Source organism: Epilithonimonas sp., from assembly GCF_056329745.1.
Window position 1 is genome coordinate 1 of sequence record NZ_JBWEYV010000035.1, and the last position, 2,419, is coordinate 2,419.

The 2,419-nt window shown below is 40.2% G+C and carries 2 protein-coding genes; both read left to right on the forward strand.

Annotated elements, in window-relative coordinates:
- Nucleotides 1-165 precede the first annotated feature (165 nt).
- Complete coding sequence (locus tag AC00Y6_RS15265) at nt 166-1,026, forward strand: tyrosine-type recombinase/integrase (RefSeq protein ID WP_474491478.1); 861 nt, start codon at nt 166-168, stop codon at nt 1,024-1,026.
- Complete coding sequence (locus AC00Y6_RS15270; protein WP_474491479.1) at nt 1,023-2,195, forward strand: IS91 family transposase; 1,173 nt, start codon at nt 1,023-1,025, stop codon at nt 2,193-2,195. Before AC00Y6_RS15265 ends, AC00Y6_RS15270 begins: the two co-directional genes overlap by 4 nt.
- Nucleotides 2,196-2,419: the final 224 nt, after the last annotated feature.

Sequence of the window (2,419 nt, forward strand, 5' to 3'; positions counted from 1 at the left end):
ATGTTGAACTAAACCTTCGGTAGCTTTCTCAGCGCCATATTTAGTTACTTTGTAAAACTAATTAAAAATCAATAGAATGGCAACAAAAAAAAGAGTGTAGAAGAGCTTAGAGAAAACAAAATCATCAATCAGGCAAAGCGTGAAGTTCCGGGATTTGCGGAGCTTTTGCAAAGGTTTGAACGTACGGTTTCGGTGTTGGGAAGAAGCCAAAGTACGTTTCAAAATTACTCCAGACACGTGGCTGCGGTGTCGCTACATTTCGGGAAAATTCCTACAGAATTGGATCCCGAGCAAATTCACGATTACCTTTTTTACCTTCAGAAAAAATCAAAATCTCCATCACAATCGTACTTTAAACACACCGTTTACGGACTTCGGTTTCTGCTAAAATCGGAAGGTTTAAGCTATGATTTTTTGAGTCTTCCGGAAATTAAAAAAGAGAAAAAACTGCCTGTAGTGCTTAGTAAACAGGAGGTTTGGCAGATGTTGTCCGGCTGTAAACTTCTGAAACATAAAATTTTGATCGGCATTCTTTACGGCTGCGGATTGCGATGTATGGAAGTTCGAAATCTCCGTTTATGCGATTTAGATTTTGATCGAAAACAACTCAAAGTGGTTCAGGGAAAAGGAAAAAAAGACCGCTATTTACCACTTTCCGATCATTTGATTCGTGGGCTCAAAAAGTATATCGAAGCGGAAAAACCGGAAGATTATCTCTTTGGAGAACCTCGTGGAAACCGTGCCGGCGGAGAGTTTGATTCCCGCTACTCACAAAGAGGCGTTCAGTGGGCGGTAAAACAGGCATCAAGAGCAGCAAAAATCTTGAAAGAAGTTAGTGTTCATACGCTTCGTCACAGTTTTGCGACGCATCTTCTGGAAGATGGGATGGATATTTTGAGCATCAAAAATCTCCTCGGCCACGAAAGTATTGATACGACGTTGATTTATCTCCAAATTGCACAACTTTCCACACAAAAACTCTTTTCACCGCTCGATACTTTGTTTTCGGAATTTGGGAAGAAATGAGAGGTTTTAAAACCATAAAAAAACAGCCAACTCAACCACAACCTCAATCTCAACCTCAATATGAAGTCGCCGATGTTTTAAATATTTCAGGTTCAAAATTGGAAAATTTAGAACTTAATTCTTGGCAGTTAAGAACTTTATTTGCCTTAAAAAAGTGCAGAACTTCGGCTTTGGGCGGTCATATCGATGCTTGTGATGAATGTGGAAATGTAAGCATCAGTTACAACTCCTGCCGAAACCGTCACTGCCCAAAATGTCAAGGACGGAACCGAGAAGATTGGATACAAACACGGGAAAACGAACTGCTTCCGGTACCTTATTTCCACGTGGTTTTTACGCTTCCTGATGTATTGAACAAAACCGCACTTCACGAGCCCAAGATGTTGTATGATATATTGTTTGAATCGGCTTGGGAAACCCTTCAAACGTTTGGCAAAAACAAAAATCTCCAAATGGGAATGATTGCTGTTTTGCACACTTGGGGGCAGAATCTGAGTCTTCATCCGCATTTGCACTGCATTGTTCCGGGCGGTGGTGTGGATGAAAGCGGAACTTGGAAAAATCTACGTTCAGACGGCAAATTTTTGTTTCCGGTAAAGGCTTTGAGTAAGGTTTTCAGGGCTAAATTTTGTGAGAAACTAAAAGATAAAAATCTTGAACAATATCCCAAAATCAGGCAAAATCTGTGGGAAAAGTCTTGGGTTGTTTACGCTAAAAAACCGTTTGGAAGCCCAAAATCTGTGGTAGAATATTTGGGCAGATACACGCATAAAATCGCCATCAGCAACCAGAGAATCAGAAAAATTGATGCGGAGACGGTCACTTTTTCTTACAAAGATTACCGCCAAAAAGGCATCAAAAAGCAGATGGTTTTGAGCCACGAGGAGTTTATCCGCCGTTTTGCGATGCATATTTTGCCGAAAAGATTTGTGAAAATCCGTCATTATGGTTTTTTGAGCAGCACTTGGAAACGAATTAAGCTTAAAAAACTGCAACAAAAATTAGGCATCCAGCCTAAAGAAAAGCTTCCGCCAAAAGTTTTTCAGCCGAAATGTAGTTGTTGTAAAGTTGGAAATTTGGTAACGATTGCCACGTTCGATCTTCGAGGTCCGCCAAGTTGGTTTTTGGAGATTAGCCGAAATTTACATGCTCCTAAATCTGCATTTTAAAAGATTTGGGTAAGGGAAATTATGCCCCGACATGAAGGAAATCACGATAAAACCGACAAAGTTCGCCAAAAACGAATGCCTAAAAAAAAGAGAACGTCCTGTTCTCTTGAAATATTTTCTAAAAACTTTACGATAAACCCATAGTGTTGAAAAAGCTCCCGAAGCTTCCGTTCAACAGGAGTTTCATTGTTGGCTCTTCGAGCCCAACGAAACTCTGGTTATTA